General features: G+C 37.6%; 16 protein-coding genes and 1 other annotated feature. Of the genes, 13 read left to right on the top strand and 3 right to left on the bottom strand.

Annotation, left to right across the window (positions count from 1 at the left end):
- Window positions 1–13: 13 nt before the first annotated feature.
- Window positions 14–1,573: a stage V sporulation protein B gene (gene spoVB, locus ACXKY9_RS21545; protein ID WP_000198300.1), complete on the bottom strand. Its 1,560-nt coding sequence runs from the start codon at window positions 1,571–1,573 to the stop codon at window positions 14–16.
- Window positions 1,574–1,757: 184 nt separating this feature from the next.
- Here spoVB and ACXKY9_RS21540 point away from each other — a divergent pair, with 184 nt between their 5' ends.
- The 11 genes from ACXKY9_RS21540 to ACXKY9_RS21490 all read left to right on the top strand — a co-directional run bounded on the left by ACXKY9_RS21540 (window position 1,758) and on the right by ACXKY9_RS21490 (window position 16,500).
- Window positions 1,758–2,042 (top strand): post-transcriptional regulator, encoded by a 285-nt coding sequence (locus ACXKY9_RS21540; RefSeq protein WP_000886978.1) that lies wholly within the window; start codon window positions 1,758–1,760, stop codon window positions 2,040–2,042.
- Between the two features lie 269 nt (window positions 2,043–2,311).
- Window positions 2,312–4,576 (top strand): protein translocase subunit SecDF, encoded by a 2,265-nt coding sequence (secDF, locus tag ACXKY9_RS21535; RefSeq protein ID WP_001119072.1) that lies wholly within the window; start codon window positions 2,312–2,314, stop codon window positions 4,574–4,576.
- Between the two features lie 156 nt (window positions 4,577–4,732).
- Window positions 4,733–5,626: a cation diffusion facilitator family transporter gene (locus ACXKY9_RS21530; protein WP_000409746.1), complete on the top strand. Its 894-nt coding sequence runs from the start codon at window positions 4,733–4,735 to the stop codon at window positions 5,624–5,626.
- Window positions 5,627–5,727: 101 nt separating this feature from the next.
- On the top strand, window positions 5,728–8,067 hold the full coding sequence (recJ, locus tag ACXKY9_RS21525; RefSeq protein ID WP_000941236.1) for a single-stranded-DNA-specific exonuclease RecJ: 2,340 nt from the start codon (window positions 5,728–5,730) through the stop codon (window positions 8,065–8,067).
- A 47-nt stretch (window positions 8,068–8,114) separates the two neighbouring features.
- Window positions 8,115–8,627, top strand: coding sequence for an adenine phosphoribosyltransferase (locus ACXKY9_RS21520; protein ID WP_000346215.1), 513 nt, complete (start codon window positions 8,115–8,117; stop codon window positions 8,625–8,627).
- A 210-nt stretch (window positions 8,628–8,837) separates the two neighbouring features.
- Window positions 8,838–11,021, top strand: a complete 2,184-nt coding sequence (gene relA, locus ACXKY9_RS21515) for a GTP diphosphokinase (RefSeq protein WP_001262811.1) — start codon at window positions 8,838–8,840, stop codon at window positions 11,019–11,021.
- A gap of 16 nt (window positions 11,022–11,037) precedes the next feature.
- Window positions 11,038–11,478, top strand: coding sequence for a D-tyrosyl-tRNA(Tyr) deacylase (locus ACXKY9_RS21510; protein WP_001266965.1), 441 nt, complete (start codon window positions 11,038–11,040; stop codon window positions 11,476–11,478).
- Between the two features lie 165 nt (window positions 11,479–11,643).
- Complete coding sequence (locus ACXKY9_RS21505) at window positions 11,644–11,820, top strand: hypothetical protein (RefSeq protein ID WP_001242605.1); 177 nt, start codon at window positions 11,644–11,646, stop codon at window positions 11,818–11,820.
- Between the two features lie 54 nt (window positions 11,821–11,874).
- Window positions 11,875–12,105: a binding site (T-box leader), on the top strand.
- A 69-nt stretch (window positions 12,106–12,174) separates the two neighbouring features.
- A complete protein-coding gene (gene hisS, locus ACXKY9_RS21500) occupies window positions 12,175–13,446 on the top strand; it encodes a histidine--tRNA ligase (protein ID WP_000027082.1) in 1,272 nt (423 codons plus the stop codon).
- Window positions 13,447–13,458: 12 nt separating this feature from the next.
- On the top strand, window positions 13,459–15,234 hold the full coding sequence (gene aspS / locus ACXKY9_RS21495; RefSeq protein ID WP_000840898.1) for an aspartate--tRNA ligase: 1,776 nt from the start codon (window positions 13,459–13,461) through the stop codon (window positions 15,232–15,234).
- Between the two features lie 498 nt (window positions 15,235–15,732).
- Window positions 15,733–16,500, top strand: coding sequence for a tRNA threonylcarbamoyladenosine dehydratase (locus tag ACXKY9_RS21490; RefSeq protein WP_000903182.1), 768 nt, complete (start codon window positions 15,733–15,735; stop codon window positions 16,498–16,500).
- A gap of 576 nt (window positions 16,501–17,076) precedes the next feature.
- Here the strand turns inward: ACXKY9_RS21490 and ACXKY9_RS21485 are convergent.
- Entirely contained in the window at window positions 17,077–17,718 is a 642-nt protein-coding gene (locus ACXKY9_RS21485; protein WP_000857722.1) for an RsfA family transcriptional regulator, read from the bottom strand.
- A 37-nt stretch (window positions 17,719–17,755) separates the two neighbouring features.
- The gene (locus ACXKY9_RS21480; RefSeq protein ID WP_000812919.1) at window positions 17,756–19,042 is read right to left on the bottom strand and encodes a replication-associated recombination protein A; all 1,287 of its coding nucleotides are present in this window, start codon (window positions 19,040–19,042) and stop codon (window positions 17,756–17,758) included.
- A gap of 293 nt (window positions 19,043–19,335) precedes the next feature.
- On the opposite strand from ACXKY9_RS21480, the gene cymR reads away from it, so the two are divergent.
- Both cymR and ACXKY9_RS21470 read left to right on the top strand, forming a co-directional pair.
- Entirely contained in the window at window positions 19,336–19,752 is a 417-nt protein-coding gene (gene cymR / locus ACXKY9_RS21475) for a cysteine metabolism transcriptional regulator CymR (RefSeq protein ID WP_000704116.1), read from the top strand.
- 35 nt (window positions 19,753–19,787) lie between these two features.
- Window positions 19,788–20,933, top strand: coding sequence for a cysteine desulfurase family protein (locus tag ACXKY9_RS21470; protein ID WP_000439894.1), 1,146 nt, complete (start codon window positions 19,788–19,790; stop codon window positions 20,931–20,933).
- The last annotated feature ends 7 nt before the right edge of the window (window positions 20,934–20,940 follow it).

The raw sequence follows: 20,940 nt of genomic DNA, 5'->3' as shown, positions 1-20,940 counted from the left end.
TTAAAGTTTCACCTTATTTCAAAAATGAAAGTTTACGAATGATAGGGAGACGACTTAACTCTTCTTTTCGAATGAGTTTGAAAGTGAAGAGAAGTACGATATAAACAATTGTTGTTAAAGTGATTTCCCATAATGTTTGTATGCCAAGGGCATGAGAGAAAATAATATATTTATGAAGATAAAAACCGAAGGCGCCTGCGATACCGATGGCAAGTCCGCCGAAAATATAGTCTTTTGCGTAAATGGTAAATGTAATCTTTTTTAAAACAGTAGCGTAGTGAAGAAATGTTACTGTTACAATATTTGCTGCAATAGCGAGAGCAACCCCCATCATTTGAAATTCTGGCCTGGATGCTAGTACAAAAATAACGATTAATTTCACGATGGCTCCAATAAATGTATTCATCATTGCAGCTCTTGCTAAGTTTAAAGCTTGCAAAACAGAGGTAAGTGGACTTTGGAAATAATGAAATAAAAAGCAAGGCGCAAGAAGTTGAATGAATGCTGTTGCGCTGTCTGATCCATACATAAGAGTTAAAACAGGAGAAGCGAATACGTATAATATAACGACAGACCATCCGCCGGTAATTAATGAAATTCGAAGTGCTTGTTGTAAACGGTGCTCCACTAATTTATGTTGTCTTTTTGCCATTGCTTCACTAATAGAAGGGACGAGCGCTGTAGAGAGAGCGTATGTAATAAAGGCGGGTAGTGATAGAAGCGGGAATGCATAACCGTTTAATATACCGTATTGCTGGGTTGCAACAGAAGCAGCGACACCAGCGATTGCTAAGCTTTGCATAACGACAATAGGTTCAAAAAAATATGAAACGGAGCCGATTAAACGACTTCCTGTAGTTGGAAGGGCAATATCCATCAGAGAATAAAATGTCCCTTTGCTTTCCTTTACAGTAGTGAAAAATCCAGAGCGTATTGATAAATGTTTTTCTCGCTGAAATAACGTGAGTAAAAATAATAACGATGCAACTTCACCGAGAACAGCTGATAACATAGCGCCGGCTGCAGCGTATTCTATGCCGTAAGGTAAAAATAATTGAATGCATATAGCGATAATGGTAATGCGGACGACTTGTTCTAGAACTTGCGCATAAGCGCTAGGTTTCATGTTTTGTTTCCCTTGAAAATAACCACGCAAAACAGAAGAAACAGCAATAACAGGAACAACGGGCAAAATGGCCATTAATGGATAGTACGTTCTTTCGTCGGTTAATAATGTTTTTGCTAAAATAGGTGTGAGGAACATAATTCCGATTGTTAAAATGATACTAATAACGGATGTAACAGCTAGTGATACGGTTAATATTTTTTTAACTCTTTGTTTATCGTTCACAGCTTCCGCTTCTGCTACAAATTTTGCGATTGCGACAGGAAGACCAATTTGTGTCAATGTAATTGCTAAAATGAATGTAGGAACGGCCATCATATAAAGACCAACGCCTTCTTCTCCCAAAATACGTGCCATTACTATGCGGTTGATAAAGCCGAGTATTTTTGTAATAAAGCCGGCTATCATTAAAATAAATGCGCCTTTTAAAAAGCTTTGTCTCGTCATGTTCTTCTCCTACCTTCTCAAAATCAATGGAATGATTTACAATAATTTATATGCACGTACGAGACAAGAATGACAAGCATTTAAGAGAGTGAAATATGATAGTGCTCTTGAAAGTAGTTATTGCTGTCCATTAGAGCGGGAATAAAAGCGACTTTTCGTGCGAAATAAGAAGGAGATGTTATAGATGTTAGATAGAGAGGCTTTGGTAGAATCATACCGCGGACAGTTACAAGTCGTTTTAGAAAGTAAAGTAGAAGAGTTTCAAATGTTCGGCTACGACAGAGTGACAGATGATGACATTTGGAAGTTTCTTAAAGTGAAAAAGTGGAAGAAGATAGACAGCGATGTTAGATTGTATGAATTAGTTAATGACGTATTAACAGTAAGTGCTAATGAATATATGACATATTTAACTGTTGAAGCATATCAAGCGCCACTTTGGTCATTTGATGAATATGAAAATAAATAACCGACTGCAATTGGTTTGTTCTTCCTTTTGCAGTATAATGATAGGTATTGATAATCAGGAAATAATTATGTCTAAGATCATATATAAAGGAGGTAGTGAAGAGAGAAAACAAATAATGAAAGTGCAGGTATCGTGAAAACGTACCGGCACAGCTAGTGATGAGCTAGCAAAATTATAGAAAGGAAGTCTACTAACTAGACGTATACACACGTGTAAAAGTGAATCGTAAGAGATTTATTTAAAGTGTTAGTAGCGGAAAGAGGGTACATATGGCAAAGCGTGGTACGAGAATTGCCGCCTTTTTCCTCATCGTTTTATTAATCGGTGGAGTAATTGGTGCGGCAGGAAAAGACATAGCAAAAGGAATTAGTCTAGGACTAGACCTTCGCGGTGGTTTTGAAATTCTGTATGAAGTAAAACCAGCCAAAAAAGGGGACAAAATCGATCGAGACGTACTTGTAAGTACAGTAGGTGCTCTTGAGAATCGTGTCAATGTTCTCGGTGTAAGTGAGCCGAACATTCAAATCGAAGGGCAAGATCGAATTCGTGTACAGCTTGCTGGTGTACAAGATCAGCAAAAAGCACGTGAAATGTTATCAACACAAGCGAAATTAACATTCCGTGATGTAGATGATAATCTTCTTATGGACGGAACGGATTTAAAAGGCGGCGGAGCGAAGCAAACATTTGATGAGCAAGGCCGTGCGAGCGTAGGTCTTACACTAAAGAGCGCTGAAAAATTCCGTGAAGTAACTGAAAAAATTTCAAAAATGCCACCACCAACGAATTTAATGGTAATTTGGCTTGATTTTGAAGAAGGAAAAGATTCGTACAAAGCAGAATCTGCAAAACCGAATCCGAAGTTCTTATCAGCAGCAACAGTAAACCAAGTATTTAACCAAGCTGAAGTATCTATCGTAGGTGGAAACTTCACAGTTGAAAGTGCGAAACAACTTTCATCTTTATTAAATGCAGGTGCACTTCCTGTTGATTTAAAAGAAATGTATTCAACATCTGTTGGAGCGAAGTTTGGTCAACAAGCGTTAGAGCAAACGATTTTCGCTAGTGCGATTGGTATCGCTCTTATTTTCTTATTTATGCTTGTATTCTACCGTTTACCAGGACTTGTAGCGGTTATTATGTTAGGTTTATACGTTTTCGTTACATTACTTGTCTTTAACTGGATGCATGCAGTTCTTACGTTGCCAGGTATTGCGGCGTTAGTGCTCGGAGTAGGTATCGCAGTTGATGCGAATATTATTACGTACGAGAGACTGAAAGAAGAGTTGAAAATTGGTAAGTCCATGATGTCGGCATTCCGCGCTGGTAACCATCGTTCATTAGCAACAATTCTAGATGCAAACGTTACAACTCTTGCGGCAGCTGGTGTGTTATTCGTTTATGGTAATAGCTCTGTAAAAGGATTCGCAACAAGTTTAATCGTAAGTATTTTAGTTGGTTTTATTACGAACGTATTCGGTACTCGTTTCTTACTAGGTTTACTTGTAAAGAGCCGTTACTTTGATAAAAAACCAGGATATTTTGGTGTGAAACAAAAGGATATTATTCCATTAACAAAAGGTGTAGTACATCCGCCAACGAGATTTGATCGTATTAACTTCGTAAATATCGGTCATAAATTCCTTATCTTCTCGATTGTAGTTGTAATTGCGGGTGCAATTATCTTACCAATTTTCAAATTGAATCTTGGTATTGACTTTGCAAGTGGTACACGTATTGACTTGCAATCAAAACAAGCCGTTACGGTGTCTGATGTTCATAAAGATTTTAAAGAACTGAACATTGATGTGAAGGAAGAAAATATTGTACCGACTGGAGATGACAATAAAGGTTTCGCAGTTCGTACATTAGGTGTTTTATCAAAAGATGAAATTGCGAAAACAAAAACATTCTTCCACGATAAATATGGTACAGATCCAAACATAAGTACAGTTTCACCGACAATCGGTAAAGAAATTGCACGAAATGCATTTATCGCTGTACTGATTGCTTCTGCGGTTATCATTTTATACGTAAGTATTCGATTCCGATTTACGTATGCGTTATCTGCAGTACTTGCATTATTACATGACGCTTTCGTTATGGTTGTTATGTTTAGTATTTTCCAACTAGAGGTAGACTTAACGTTTATCGCTGCAGTACTAACAATCATCGGTTATTCTATTAATGACTCGATTGTTACATTTGATAGAAACCGTGAATTATACAAACAGAAAAAACGAGTGCGCGATATAAAAGATCTAGAAGAAATCGTAAATGCAAGTATTCGCCAAACGCTTGGTCGCTCGATTAATACCGTATTAACAGTGTTATTCCCAGTAATTGCACTGCTTATCTTCGGTAGTGAGTCACTACGTAACTTCTCGTTTGCGTTACTTGTTGGATTAATTGTAGGTACGTACTCTTCTGTTTTCGTTGCCTCTCAAATTTGGTTAATGCTTGAAAACCGTCGTTTGAAAAAGGGAAAAAACAAGAAGAAGGTTGAGAAAGTAGAATCTGAACCGCAAGTATAGAAAAGATGATGTCTCTTTATGAGGCATCTCTTTTTTCGTTTGTGGATACAATAAGATAGCAACTTTTTAACAGAAAGAAGATGGAAGAAAGTGGTGGTGTTATCGCTGTTTTTGTTAAAATAAAAAGATAGGTTAAGAAAAGAAGGGATTTTAATTATGGAAAAAGATGAACGTTTTAAACAGGCCGAGTTTGGTGCCATTGTCGGGATCGTTGGTAATATTATATTAGCGATTGTAAAGGCGGTAATTGGTTATATTGGGAACAGTAAAGCGCTATTAGCGGATGCCGTGCATTCTGCATCAGATGTAATTGGTTCGCTAGCTGTACTTTTTGGATTGCGAGCGGCAAAGCAGCCACCTGATGAAGATCATCCGTATGGTCATGGTAAAGCGGAATCGATTTCAGCGATTATTGTTGCGGTATTATTATTTATTGTGGGACTTGAAATCGCGATTTCATCTATAAAAGCTTTTTCGCAAGAACTAGAACCGCCGAAAGGAATTACGATATTTGCTGTTGTTCTTTCAATCGTCGTGAAAGAAGGAATGTTTCAATATAAATTCCGATTAGGGAAAAGGGTAAATAGTGATGCAATTATTGCAAATGCATATGAGCACCGTTCGGATGTGTTTTCTTCAATTGCAGCTTTAATCGGTATTTGTGCAGCTATACTCGGTGGTAAGCTTGGTATAGACTGGCTTGTATATGCTGATCCGATTGCAGGATTAGTTGTTTCGCTTCTTGTTGTAAAAATGGCATGGAGCATTGGAGCGGAAGCAATTCATGCAACGCTTGACCATGTTCTTCATGAGGAGGATGTTATTCCGCTTAGAGAGGCCGTTCTTCAAGTAGATGGTGTGAAAAAAATTGGTTCTTTATATGCACGGGAGCATGGTCATTATGTTATTGTCGATATTAAAGTGTCTGTAGATCCATACATTACCGTAGAAGAAGGACACCGTATTGGAAAACATGTGAAAGAAATACTTATGAAACAAGATAATGTACAAAATGTATTCGTACATATAAATCCGTATTCTCCAAATTAAACATCATTAACATTTTAGTATATAGATATTGCATCGTAGTTTGCATTATATTGTCACCCCTTAATCTGTCTTGTATAATGAACAGGTTAAGGGGTGATTTCGTGTTACAACCGAAGACGCGTTGGAAAGAAAAAGAATATAATGACGAGCGAGTGAGTGAATTAGCAAGTAAATTACAGTTATCGCCACTTGTCGTTTCATTATTCCTCGGTAGAGGACTAGATACAGAAGATAAGATTTTAGATTTTTTAAATACAGAAAATCAAGAATTTCATGATCCATTTTTATTAGAAGGAATGGATAGAACGGTAGAACGTGTAAATAAGGCGATTCAAAATGGAGAGCAAATATTAATATTTGGTGATTACGATGCGGACGGAGTAAGTAGTACGACGGTTTTATATCTTGCTCTTCAAGAATTAGGTGCAGAAGTAGAATTTTACATTCCAAATCGTTTTACAGAAGGGTATGGACCGAACGAAGAAGCATTTCGTTGGGCGCATAGTGCAGGTTTCTCACTGATTATTACTGTCGACACTGGCATCGCAGCAGTACATGAAGCGAATGTAGCGAAAGAGCTTGGAATAGATCTAATTATTACAGATCACCATGAGCCACCGCCAGAATTGCCAGAAGCGCTTGCGATTATACATCCGAAATTAGAAGGTGGCGTATATCCGTTTCACTATTTAGCTGGTGTAGGTGTTGCGTTTAAAGTTGCGCATGCACTATTAGGCCGTGTACCAGAACATTTATTAGAGATTGCAGTAATCGGTACAGTAGCCGATTTAGTATCACTTCATGGTGAAAATAGGTTGCTAGTGAAACGCGGTTTAAAACATATGCGTATGACGAGAAATATTGGTTTGAAGGCATTGTTTAAAGTTGCTAACGTTTCGCAAAGTGAAATTACAGAAGAGAGTATTGGCTTCTCAATTGCACCTCGTATTAATGCGGTTGGGCGTTTAGAAGATGCTGCGCCGGCTGTACACCTTTTATTATCAGATGATCCAGAGGAAGCGAAAGAGTTGGCCGAAGAAATTGATGAGCTGAACAAACTGCGAAAAGATATTGTAAAGCAAATTACAGAAGAAGCTATCGCTGAAGTTGAAAATAAATTCCCGCCAGAAGAAAACAAAGTATTAGTACTTGCAAAAGAAGGCTGGAACCCAGGGGTAATTGGAATTGTTGCTTCTAAATTAGTTGAACGTTTTTATCGTCCGACGATTGTATTAAGCATCGATCCTATAAAAGAAACAGCAAAAGGCTCAGCACGTAGTATTGCAGGATTTGATTTGTTTGCAAACTTATCAGATTGTAGAGAGTTATTGCCACACTTCGGAGGGCATCCGATGGCAGCGGGAATGACGCTACATATGAATGATGTAGATGAATTACGTCGCCGATTAAATGAACAAGCAGATGCGATTTTAACAGAAGAAGATTTTATTCCAATTACAGCAGTTGATGTTTTTTGCAAAGTAGAGGATGTAACGCTAGCGGCAATTGAAGATATGCAAAAACTAGCCCCGTTTGGTATTGGAAATCCGAAACCACGTATTGCAGTAAAAGATGCAGAGTTAGAAAGCATTCGCGCAATCGGATCAGATGGTTCTCATTTAAAAATGGCTCTTCGTGATGGACAAGCAACACTGGATACAATTGGATTTGGTTTTGGTGCATATGCTAAAGAAATCTCTCCAGTTGCAAAAGTATCTGTAATAGGAGAAGCATCCATCAATGAATGGAATAATTTTAAGAAGCCACAACTAATGGTACAAGATATTGCTGTAGAGGCGTGGCAATTATTTGATTGGCGTAGTATGCGTAATGCAGAAGCAAATTTAGCAGAACTTCCGAAAGAAAAAATAACAATGGTGTATTTTTCTGAAGAGGTATTGAATAAATTTTCTTTAGAGAGCTATAAAGAAAAGCTCATGCATGCTTCAGAAGTAACGCATTTAGATGATCAATATATCGTGTTACTTGATTTACCAAAAGGAACCGATGAATTACGTGAGTTATTTAAGGCAGGATTCCCAGCGCGAATTTATACGCTATTTTATCAAGAGAATAACCACTTATTTAGTACAGTTCCTACGAGAGAACACTTTAAATGGTATTATTCTTTCTTAAACCAAAAAACACCATTTTCTTTAAGACAATATGGAGAACAACTATGTCGTCATAAAGGTTGGTCAAAAGATACAGTAAATTTTATGACACAGGTGTTTTTTGAGTTAGAATTTGTTACAATAAAAGATGGCGTCATTTTTATGGCAGACAAAAAACAAAAGCGTGATTTAATTGAATCGAACACATATCGTGAGAAAATGAACCACTTACAATTAGAAAAAGAATTGGTTTATAGCACATATCAGCAACTATATACATGGTTTGAAACGATTCGTAATCATAAAGAAGTAGAACAGTTAGGGTAAAGGATTTGTATTTACAAACCTTTTAGATCTGAGGAGGATTCAGAAATATGGATTTCAAGCAACATATCGCAATTGTACCGGATTATCCGAAAGAAGGTATTGTGTTTAAAGACATTACACCTTTAATGAATGACGGTAAAGCATACAAAGCAGCAACAGATGCAATCGTTGAATACGCAAAAGAAAGAGATATCGATGTTGTAGTAGGACCAGAAGCTCGTGGTTTCATTATCGGTTGCCCAGTTTCTTATGCGTTAGAAGTAGGATTTGCGCCAGTTCGTAAATTAGGAAAATTACCACGTGAAGTAATTACAGTTGACTACGGTAAAGAATATGGTAAAGATGTTTTAACAATCCATAAAGATGCAATTAAGCCAGGTCAACGCGTATTAATTACAGATGACCTATTAGCTACAGGTGGAACTATCGAAGCGACAATTAAGCTAGTTGAAGAACTTGGCGGAGTTGTAGCAGGGATTGCATTCTTAGTAGAGCTTACTTACTTAGATGGTCGTAAAATGTTAGATGGTTACGATGTATTAGTATTAGAAAAATACTAATCACTATATAGGTAAAACTACGGTGATAAAAAGTACCCGTGAATCTCTTGGAGAGGAGCGGGTACTTTTGTATAATTGAACAAAAAATCATGGTGAAATGTCAGTAAAATCTTTTCCTTTTCACAATTCACAATCATTGGGTTATAATGATAGAATATAATTTATTCTATTAAATAAAGATAAAGTCAATTTTCAATAAAAGGTGATTCGATGGCAAATGAGCAGGTACTAACAGCTGAACAGGTACTCGAGAAAGCAAGTCAATATTTAGTGGATGAAGATATTGAGCTAGTAGCACGTGCCTATGAATATGCACGCGATGCGCATAGCGAACAATACAGAAAATCGGGTGAACCGTATATTATTCATCCAATTCAAGTTGCAGGTATTTTAGTTGATTTACACATGGATCCAGCTACGGTATCAGCAGGTTTCTTACATGATGTAGTGGAAGATACAGAGATTACGTTAGAAGATATTGAACGGGAATTTAACAAAGAAATTGCTATGCTTGTTGATGGTGTTACGAAGCTTGGGAAGATCAAATATAAATCTCACGAACAACAACAAGCAGAAAACCATCGCAAAATGTTTATTGCAATGGCTCAAGATATTCGAGTTATTTTAATTAAACTAGCTGATCGTCTTCATAACATGCGTACATTGAAACATTTGCCTCAAGAGAAGCAGCGTCGCATAGCGAATGAAACGCTAGAAATCTTTGCACCTTTAGCACATAGACTCGGAATTAGTACTATTAAATGGGAGCTAGAGGATACGTCACTTCGCTATTTAAATCCACAACAATATTATCGTATTGTAAATTTAATGAAGCGTAAACGTGCAGAACGTGAAGAATACTTAGACGAAGTAATGACTGGTATTCGTGAGAAATTAAAAGAAGTTGCAATTCAACCTGAGATCTCTGGAAGACCGAAACATATTTACAGTATTTATCGTAAAATGGCACTGCAAAATAAACAGTTCAATGAAATTTACGATTTATTAGCTGTACGTGTCGTTGTAAATAGTATTAAAGATTGTTATGCAGTGCTTGGAATTATTCATACGTGCTGGAAGCCGATGCCAGGTCGTTTTAAAGATTATATTGCAATGCCAAAAGCAAATCTATATCAATCTCTTCATACGACTGTAATTGGACCGAAAGGTGATCCACTTGAAGTGCAAATTCGTACGAAAGAAATGCACGAAATTGCAGAATTCGGGATCGCGGCACACTGGGCATACAAAGAAGGAAAAACAGCAGAAACAACAGGTACATTAGAGAAGAAACTCACGTGGTTCCGTCAAATATTAGAATGGCAAAATGAAGCTTCTAATGCAGAAGAATTTATGGAGTCATTAAAAATTGATTTATTCTCTGACATGGTATTCGTCTTTACACCGAAAGGCGATGTAATGGAATTACCACTTGGATCGGTTCCAATTGATTTCGCGTATCGTGTCCATTCGGAAATTGGGAATAAAACAATTGGTGCAAAAGTAAACGGGAAAATGGTGACGCTGGATTATAAATTAAAAACCGGCGATATCATTGAAATTTTAACGTCGAAACATTCATATGGCCCAAGTCAAGATTGGGTAAAACTTGCTCAAACATCTCATGCGAAAAATAAAATTCGTCAATTCTTTAAGAAACAACGTAGAGACGAAAATATTGAAAAAGGCCGTGAACTTGTTGAAAAGGAAGTACGTGGTCTAGAGTATGAGATGAAAGAAGTATTAGCGCCTGATAACTTAAAACGCGTCGCGGAGAAATTTAACTTTGCAAATGAAGAAGATATGTTTGCAGCAGTTGGATATAGCGGAATTACAGCTTCGCAAATTGTTACGCGACTAACGGACAAGTTCCGCAAGCAACGCGAAGAAGAAGAAATTGTTGAAGTCAAAGAAGTTCGTAAACCGATGAAAATTCGAAAATGGGATTCTGGTGTAAAGGTAAGCGGTGCTGATAATTTATTAATCCGTTTATCGAAATGCTGTAACCCAGTTCCGGGTGATGATATCGTTGGGTATATTACGAAAGGCCGAGGTGTATCGATTCATCGCCGTGATTGTGTAAATGTTCATACAGAAGAAGCGATAGAACGTTTATTAGAAGTTGAGTGGGAAGGTAGCCCTGAAAAAGAAATAGAGTATAACGTTGATATTGAAATTTCAGGTTACGATCGCCGCGGTTTATTAAATGAAGTACTGCAAGCTGTTACAGAGACGAAAACATACATTTCAGCTGTTTCTGGTAGAAGTGACCGTAATAAGATGGCAACAATTAATATGTCAATCTCGATTCGTAACTTACAACACTTGAAAAAAGTAGTAGAACGCATTAAACGCGTTCCAGAAATTTATGCAGTACGACGCATGATGCATTAATAGGGAGTGTAGAAAGATGAGAGTTGTTTTACAACGATCAAAGAAAGCGTCTGTCACAGTAGACGGTGAGATCGTAGGACAAATTCCGTTCGGTTTAACATTACTAGTTGGCATTACGCACGAAGATACAGAAAAAGATGCAACTTACATTGCGGAAAAAATTGCAAACTTACGTATTTTTGAAGATGAGAGCGGAAAGATGAATCATTCTGTACTTGATGTAGAAGGACAAGTTCTATCTATTTCGCAATTCACATTATACGGAGATTGCCGCAAGGGAAGACGTCCAAACTTTATGGATGCTGCGAAACCTGATTATGCAGAGCGTTTATACGATTTCTTTAATGAAGAAGTTCGTAAACAAGGATTACATGTGGAAACAGGGAAGTTCGGAGCAATGATGGATGTTTCTTTAATCAATGATGGTCCGGTGACCTTAATTGTAGAAAGTAAATAGTGTTGATAAAAAAGAGAGGGTTATATAATCCTCTCTTTTTTATACATTGTTGTATGTTTTGTTCATTTATTTGGAATTAATAGCAGTTTCGGTTATGTATAACTCTCCCATCAATATGGAACAATAAAAAGTAAAACATCCATATTGAATGTGAGGGATATACGTATGCGTATGAATGAAAAAGGGCATTCTGTTACAAATGGTGCAAATCAACTATTTAACGTGAATTTTCATGATTTTATTTCAAAAGAGCAAAACAATACTTCAATGGAGCTTGCTTCCGAGTTTGGGATTTCTCTTCAAGATGTAAAGCGTTTAAAGAAGCAGATTGAACGTTCTTAGAGCACTTGACAATCCTACTTAACAAACGTATAGTAATTTTATATTTACATATGAATATAACCGTTGATAGAGAAGAGTAAATGAGACACACATGGAAAGAGAAGGAATGTCTTAGGCTGAAAACATTTCTGCATGATGACTGATTGAATGACACTCTAGAGGTTTCAACTTGAACGGCATATACGCTTAGTAGGGATGAACGCACATTTAAGCGTTATTAAAAAAGTGGAAGCATACGTGCTTCAATTAGGGTGGCACCACGGGTATAATACTCTCGTCCCTACTGTTTAAACAGTAGAGGCGGGAGTTTTTTTATTTTTATTAAGATTAAAACAATTTGAGGAGGAACTGAATATGTCTATTCAAATCCCACGCGGAACGCAAGATATTCTTCCAGGCACTGTTGAGTTATGGCAGTATATCGAAGGGCAAGCACGCGAAATTTGCCGTCGTTACAATTATAAAGAAATTCGTACACCAATTTTTGAGCACACTGAGCTATTTTTACGCGGTGTTGGTGATACGACAGATATCGTACAAAAAGAAATGTACTCATTCCAAGATCGTGGAGAGCGCAGCTTAACATTACGTCCAGAAGGTACTGCACCTGTTGTACGTTCTTATGTTGAAAATAAAATGTTTGGTGATGCAACACAACCAACGAAATTATACTATATCGGTCAAATGTTCCGTTATGAAAGACCACAAGCAGGTCGCTATCGTCAATTCGTACAATTCGGTATCGAAGCAATCGGCAGTAATGACCCTGCAATTGATGCAGAAGTAATTGCACTTGCTGTTGAATTTTACCGCGGCATGGGCTTAAAAAATATTAAAGTTGTATTAAACAGTTTAGGTGACGCAGCGAGCCGTCAAGCACACCGTGATGCATTAATCGCACACTTTGAGCCACGTATCGGCGAATTCTGTTCTGACTGTCAATCTCGCTTAGAAAAGAATCCACTTCGAATTTTAGACTGTAAGAAGGACCGTAACCATGAATTAATGGGAACAGCACCATCTATTACAGAATACTTAAACGAAGATTCAGCAATATACTACGACAAAGTTCAAGAACTATTAACGATGATGAATGTTCCGTTTGAAAAAGATCCGAACTTAGTGCGTGGTTTAGACTACTACCAACACACTGTTTTTGAAATTATGAGTGAGGCAGAAGGTTTCGGTGCGATCACTACATTAAGCGGTGGTGGCCGTTATAACGGACTTGTACAAGAAATCGGTGGACCAGAAATGCCAGGTATCGGTTTTGCAATGAGTATTGAACGTTTAATTATGGCGCTAAAAGCTGAAAACATTGAATTACCACTTGAACATAGCATTGATTGTTACGTTGTGGCGCTTGGCGAAAAAGCGAAAGACCATGCTGCAAAAGTTGCGTTCGATCTTCGTAAAGCTGGATTGTCAGTTGAAAAAGATTATTTAGATCGCAAAATGAAAGCACAATTTAAATCAGCAGATCGTCTAAAGGCGAAATTTGTAGCTGTATTAGGAGAAGATGAGCTAGATAAAGGCATCATTAACTTAAAAGATATGGCAACAGGTGAACAAGAAGAAGTAGCGTTAGATGTATTTGCTTCATACGTAGCAGAGAAATTAATATAGGGGGAACTTACAGTGGCTGAAAGAACACATGCATGTGGAAAAGTAACAGTAGAAGCTGTTGGACAAACAGTTCAATTAAAAGGTTGGGTACAAAAACGCCGTGACTTAGGTGGATTAATCTTTATCGACTTACGTGACCGTACAGGTATCGTGCAAGTTGTATTTAACCCAGAAACATCAAAAGAAGCGTTAGAAGTAGCAGAAACAATTCGTAGCGAATACGTATTACACGTAGAAGGTACAGTTGTTGAACGTGGTGAAGGCGCAATTAATGACAATATGGCAACTGGTCGTATTGAAGTACAAGCAACGAAAGTAAATGTACTAAATGCAGCGAAAACAACGCCAATCATCATTGCTGATGATACAGATGCATCAGAAGATGTGCGTTTAAAATATCGTTATTTAGACTTACGTCGTCCAGTAATGTTTAACACATTCAAAATGCGTCATGACGTAACGAAAACAATTCGTAACTTCTTAGACACAGAAGAGTTCTTAGAAGTAGAAACACCAATTTTAACGAAAAGCACGCCAGAAGGAGCTCGTGACTATTTAGTGCCAAGTCGTGTACATGATGGTGAATTCTATGCATTACCACAGTCACCACAGTTATTTAAACAGCTTCTTATGGTCGGCGGATTTGAGCGTTACTATCAAGTAGCACGTTGTTTCCGTGATGAAGATTTACGTGCGGATCGTCAACCGGAATTCACGCAAATCGATATCGAAGCTTCATTCTTAACACAAGATGAAATTTTAGATATGATGGAGCGTATGATGACGAAAGTTATGAAGGATGCAAAAGGTGTAGAAGTTAGTGCACCATTCCCTCGTATGAAATATGCTGATGCAATGGCTCGCTACGGTTCTGATAAGCCAGATACACGCTTTGAAATGGAACTAACAGACTTATCTGAGTTTGCAGCAGGTTGTGGCTTTAAAGTGTTTACAAGTGCTGTAGAAAGCGGCGGACAAGTAAAAGCAATCAATGCAAAAGGTGCTGCAAGTAAATATTCTCGTAAAGACATCGATGCATTAACTGAATTCGTGAAAGTATACGGTGCAAAAGGTTTAGCTTGGCTTAAAGTTGAAGAAGACGGTTTAAAAGGACCGATTGCAAAATTCTTCGGTGAAGAAGATGCAAATGTGTTAATGAGCACATTAGAGGCTACTGCTGGCGACTTATTACTATTCGTAGCAGATAAGAAGAGCGTTGTTGCAGATAGCTTAGGCGCACTTCGTTTACGTCTAGGTAAAGAGCTTGAGTTAATTGATGAAAGTAAATTTAACTTCCTATGGGTAACTGATTGGCCACTTCTTGAGTACGATGAAGATGCAGATCGTTACTTCGCAGCTCACCACCCATTCACAATGCCATTCCGTGAAGACGTTGAGTTACTAGAAACAGCACCAGAAAAAGCACGTGCACAAGCATATGACCTTGTATTAAACGGTTATGAGCTTGGTGGTGGCTCACTTCGTATTTACGAGCGTGACGTACAAGAAAAAATGTTTAAAGCACTTGGATTCTCACAAGAAGAAGCGCAAGAGCAATTCGGATTCTTATTAGAAGCATTCGAATACGGTACACCACCACACGGCGGTATTGCATTAGGTTTAGATCGTCTTGTTATGCTGCTTGCAGGCCGTACGAACCTTCGTGATACAATTGCATTCCCGAAAACAGCAAGCGCAAGCTGCTTATTAACAGAAGCTCCAAGCCCAGTTGCAGAAGCACAGCTTGAAGAGTTAAACTTAAAATTAAGCTTAAAAGAAGAGAAGTAAGAATAGGGTCTAGATGGTTATACTATAACCGTCTAGACTTTTTTTGAGAGGTTGTTTAAAAAGTCCGGTTTAGATAACTGTCGCATCTCATCGTTGCTTCGCCAGTCCGGTGCTCGAGTAGTATTTTTCTACACTGCGCTCCTCCTGGCTTCAGCGCCTCGATCTGCTCGGTTCTCTGAATCCTCTTTTTTAAACGTGTATTGAAAGGAAGTTTAAAAAGTCCGGTTCAGATAACTGTCGCATCTCATCGTTGCTTCGCCAGTCCGGTGCTCGAGTAGTATTTCTACACTGTGCTCCTCCTGGCTTCAGCGCCTCGATCTGCTCGGTTCTCTGAATCCTCTTTTTTAAACGTGTATTTAGGAAGAAATGAAATTCTGGTCTATGTTTTCATTTTCGAAATATGTATTTTTAGGAATTCTATAACTTTTTCTATACAAATAGTCGGAAAAACGCTAGAATACATGGTAGACCATTTTTGTAATAGGAGTGTAGAGCTGAATGTTACATCAATTTTCACGTAATGAATTAGCCTTCGGTAAAGAAGGACTTGAAATATTAAAAAATAGTACAGTCGGTATTTTAGGAATTGGCGGCGTAGGTTCATTTTCAGCTGAAGCGTTAGCGCGTTCTGGAGTAGGACGTCTCGTATTAGTTGATAAAGACGTTGTAGATATTACAAACGTAAACCGTCAAATTCACGCTTTAGTATCTACTGTAGGACGTTCAAAAGTAGAATTAATGAAAGAGCGTATTGCAGACATTAATCCGGAATGTGAAGTAATTGGACTAGAAATGTTTTATACAGATGAAACATATGAGGAGTTCTTTAAACACGGTTTAGATTTCGTAGTGGATGCATCTGATACGATTACGTTCAAAATCCATTTAATTAAACAATGTTTACGTCGTAAAATTAAAATTATCTCATGTATGGGTGCAGCAAATAAAATGGACCCAACTCGTTTCCGTATTGCGGACATTTCTAAAACACACACAGATCCGATTGCGAAAGTCATTCGTACGAAGCTTCGTAAAGAGGGTATTAAAAAAGGTGTAAAAGTTGTCTTCTCTGACGAAAACCCAATCGTAATTCGTGAAGAAGTACGTAAAGAAATCGTACCAGACGAAAATGCAAAAATTCGTAAAGCGAAATTACCGCCTTCATCAAATGCATTCGTACCATCTGTGGCAGGCTTAATTATGGCAAGTCACGTTGTACGTGAACGTATTAAAAATGTAGAAGTGAAACGTGTAGGGCAAGAATAAAAGAAAAGCATATATCCATTTTGGATATATGCTTTTTTATATGTATTAAAGAAATATGGATATTTGCATTACTACTAGTTCAAATGTAAGTAAGGTTAGTAAGTAAAAATCATATTTATCTGATTTATAGGCGGATGTCTTTTTTAGACTGTTAATGGTGAAAAGAGCTAAAGTTAGGACGAGAAGGCCAAGAGTTATTTTGAAGATTATTAATGAAATAGCAACCATCCCCCTTTAAAGGTATATGTTTATAATAATATTTTAGTAAAAAATATCTAATCCGTTTTAGGAGTTTCCTTGTATGACAAGGAGGAATGTTATTGTCAATCTTTGTCGTTAAATCGATATCCTTTATTGAATCGTTGATATATTGCAAGTTGTGATAGATATATTCGAAAAATCGTTGATATATTGCAAGTTACGATAGATATATTCGAAAAATCGTTGATATATTGCAAGTTACGATAGATATATTCGAAAAATCGTTAATATAATTTCATTTACCGACATGTATATATATGATTTACCGAAAACAAACAAGGATGTCACTCAGTTAAAAAAGTGACATCCCTGTTTTTAATTCTCAGCAGAATAAATAATATCTAAATTCCCGTTTTGATCGGTTTTGAAAATCGGGGCAATTTGCTCTTCTTGCTCTTCGACTGAAACAAGTTTTCGAGCACGATCCATAATTCGAACAAGCATCGCGTAATCTTCTTCGATTGCTTGTTGTTTTTTTGTGAGTACCGCTAATTTCGTTTCAAGTTCATGATTCGTTTTTTGCAGAGAAGTGAGCTGAGCTTGTAATACATCATTTTCAGTTTGCAACTTTGCGAGTGAAGGGTTATTATGCTCCAAGTTTTGCAAAAATGAGATGACATTTTGCATCGTAAGTTCTTGTTTACTTGGCGTAATATCTTCAGAAAACTCAGCATCGATTACGAGTTGTTTCGTTTTCGTGAACTGATTTTTTTCTATTTTAGCTTCAGAGCGCTTTAATTCTTTACGTTGTTTCTTCGCAAGCTGCACAGCATCTTCGTAATTCGGTCTTACTTCAGCATTCCATCTAAAGCCGCAAGCTGCTGAAGTCCGGTTCAACGTATCGCCGACTTCATCAAATGCTTTTATTTGTGTACTTCCGCTGCGAATATGTCGTAAAACAGTTTCTGCTAAAAGGAGATCATCTTCTTTTGTCCATGCATCTTGACGTGTTTTCATAAGCGAAGCCTCCATAATGGTGACGTTTTCGTTTATGTTACCCTTTATTTTTCGTTTTATTCGAAGTTTGTAATCTTTCATAAACAGTAGAAAGTGCTTGCTCAAATTTCCCTGTCGTTTTCGGTTTATAATATTGCTTGTTTTTTATTTTATCAGGTAAGTATTGTTGCCTTACCCAGCCGTTTGGATGGTCGTGTGGATATAAATATCCAATGCCTCTTCCAAGTGATTCTGCGCCTTTGTAATGACTATCTTTTAAATGGCTTGGAATGTCACCTGTTTGACCGTTGCGTAAATCGTGTAATGCAGCATCAAGTGCTTTATAAGCTGAATTTGATTTTGGTGATAAGCATAGCTCGATAACGGCATTTGCAAGTGGGATGCGTGCTTCTGGGAATCCAACTCGTTCAGCTGATTCAATTGCAGCTAGTGTACGTGGTCCAGCTTGTGGGCTAGCAAGTCCAATATCTTCATAAGCCATAATAAGAAGGCGTCTGCCAATACTTTGTAAATCACCTGCTTCAATAAGGCGTGCTAAATAATGGAGCGCTGCATTTACATCACTTCCGCGCACTGATTTTTGAAATGCTGATAATACGTCATAATGAGCATCGCCGCCTTTGTCGTGAACGAAGCTCTTCTTTTGTAAGCATTCTTCTGCAATCTCGAGTGTGATTTCAGCCGCTTGATCGTCTGTAGTAAAGCTAGATAATACAGCAAGCTCAAGTGCGTTATAAGCGGAACGCATATCACCACCAGAGGCGTTTGCAAAGTGATGTAGTGCTTCATCTGTTACCGTTACAGCATATTCTCCAAGGCCTTTTTCTTTATCTTCTAAAGCTCTTTTTAACCCAATTAAAATATCATCTTCTGTTAGTGCGTGTAATTCGAAAATTTGACACCTGCTTCGAATAGCGGAGTTTATTGCATGGAATGGATTACTTGTCGTTGCACCAATTAAAGTAAGAAGTCCGCTTTCTAAGTGAGGTAATAGAAAGTCTTGCTTTGCTTTATCTAGACGGTGAACTTCATCTAAAATTAAAACGAGGTGTCGATGCATCTTCGCTTCTTGTACGACAACTTCCATATCTTTTTTATTGTGAGTAACAGCATTCAATAGACGAAACGGGGTACCGGTACTTCCAGCAATTGCACTGGCAATGGATGTTTTTCCTGTACCTGGAGGACCGTATAAAATCATAGATTGAAAATGATTGGCTTGGACCATTCGCCATAAAATCTTTCCTTCACCAACTAAATGTTGTTGCCCAATAATTTCTTGAATATTTGTAGGGCGCATTCGATGTGCGAGTGGTTGTTTCATTTGGACCGTCTCCCTTAATATATAATCTCGTTCTATCGTATCATTTTTTTCTACGAAATTTGAAATAGGATGCTGTTTTATGGGAAAAATAAATGATAATATTTTCATTTTTCTTTCAATTGTAATAATTCCCGAGTTTTTCAATGCGATTTTATGTTATCATTTTGATACACAAGTTGAAATTTCTTATAATACTATATTATGCTATAATTTCATAGGATTTTAAATTGTGTTCTTTTTATAAATAAGATATAACCAATAGAAGTGAAAATTTGAAAAGAGGTGCAAAATAGATGAAAATTTCAACGAAAGGCCGCTATGGCTTAACAATTATGATTGATCTTGCAAAAAAGTTTGGTGAAGGTCCGATTTCATTAAAATCAATTGCGCAGGCACATGACTTATCGGAACATTACTTAGAGCAATTAATTTCACCACTTCGTAACGCGCGTCTAGTAAAGAGTACGCGGGGAGCATATGGGGGATATGTACTATCAGATCAGCCGGCTAACATTACAGCTGGAGATGTAATCCGTGTATTAGAGGGTCCGATTAGTGTTGTAGAAATGATAGAAGAAGAAGAACCAGCACAACGCCAATTATGGATGCGTGTTCGTGATGCGGTGCAAGAAGTGTTAGATAGTACAACGTTAGAAGATTTAGTACGTTATGAGGAAGAAAATCACGGGGGCTATATGTTTTACATTTAATTCCTTGTGAAACGATTTGGAAAGAAGGAGATTTAATGGAACGCATTTACTTAGATCATGCTGCGACATCTCCGACTCACCCAGAAGTGGTCGAAAAGATGATTCCATATATGACAGAAATATTCGGGAACCCGTCTAGTATTCACTTTTATGGACGTCAAACTCGTCACACAGTAGATGAGGCGAGAAGAGTGTGTGCACGCAGCATTCATGCGAATCCGAATGAAATTATATTTACGAGCGGTGGTACAGAAGCTGATAATTTAGCGCTTATCGGTGTAGCACGTGCGAACCGTCATAAAGGTAACCACATTATAACGACGCAAATTGAACATCATGCGATTTTGCATACGTGCGAATTGTTAGAGCGTGAAGGGTTTGAAGTGACATATTTACCTGTCGATGAAACAGGGCGCATTCAAGTTTCTGACATACAAAAGGCATTAACAGAAGAGACGATTCTTGTATCTGTTATGTTTGGGAATAATGAAGTAGGGACGATGCAACCGATTGTGGAAATAGGAAAGCTGTTAAAAGAGCATCAAGCGTATTTCCATACAGATGCGGTACAAGCTTACGGTTTAGTAGAAATTAATGTGAAAGAGTTTGGTATTGATTTATTATCAATTTCAGCTCATAAAATTAACGGGCCAAAAGGTGTAGGTTTCTTATACGCTGGTACAAATGTGAAATTTGAACCGTTATTAATAGGCGGAGAGCAAGAAAGAAAACGCCGTGCTGGTACGGAAAATGTGCCTAGTATTGCTGGGCTTCAGCATGCAATTCTTATAGCTGAAAAAACTCGTGAGCAAAAAAATGCCCAATATGAAGAGTTTAAAGATATAATGGTATCTGTCTTCAAAAATGAAGGCATTACTTTCGAGGTAAACGGAAACTTAGAACATCGCTTACCGCATGTACTTAATGTAAGTTTTACAGGAATGAACATTGAACCGTTTCTTGTGAACTTAGACTTAGCTGGTATTGCAGTATCAAGTGGTTCTGCTTGTACAGCTGGTTCGATTGATCCATCACATGTATTAGTAGCGATGTTTGGAAAAGACTCCGATCAAATACGTTCATCCGTACGCTTTAGTTTTGGACTTGGAAATACGAAAGAGCAAATTGAAAAAGCGGCGTACGAAACAGTGAAAATCGTGAAGCGATTAACACAAAATTAGTATGGGA

It is taken from the genome of Bacillus sp. 2175, assembly GCF_057812155.1.
Note: the sequence above shows the minus strand (reverse complement) of the source record. Positions and strands in the feature narration are given on the sequence as shown.